This is a genomic window from Wolbachia endosymbiont of Cardiocondyla obscurior, assembly GCF_902713635.1.
Taxonomy (GTDB): Bacteria; Pseudomonadota; Alphaproteobacteria; order Rickettsiales; family Anaplasmataceae; genus Wolbachia; species Wolbachia pipientis.
This window is the reverse complement of record NZ_CACTIU010000048.1, coordinates 10,385-10,690: the sequence shown is the minus strand read 5'-3', so window position 1 is coordinate 10,690 and position 306 is coordinate 10,385. Positions and strand designations below refer to the sequence as shown.

The window sequence follows — 306 nt, the reverse complement described above, 5'->3', positions numbered from 1 at the left end:
ATAAATATACAGACTTACAACTTTTGGTTGGTAATACCATAATGGAAATTTATCATTCATTTTAGAAAATACTATATATATTGGTGTAACTGCAAATTTGATCAAGAGGATTTGGGAACACAAAAACAAAATTGTTTCAGGTTTTACATCAAGATATAATGTAAATAAACTTGTATATTTTGAAGAGTTTGAAGATATAAGTTTAGCTATTGCAAGAGAAAGGCGCCTGAAAGAATGGCCAAGGCAGTGGAAAATTAATTTGATCAATCAAAAGAATCCTAGCTGGATTGACTTATATTACTTAGC

At 29.1% G+C, this 306-nt stretch carries 1 protein-coding gene; it reads left to right on the top strand.

What is annotated here, in order from left to right; genetic code table 11:
* Positions 1-58: 58 nt before the first annotated feature.
* Positions 59-306 (top strand): GIY-YIG nuclease family protein (locus WOCAOBSORBRA_RS04245; protein ID WP_174516003.1); only part of this gene is annotated, 248 nt, incomplete at its 3' end.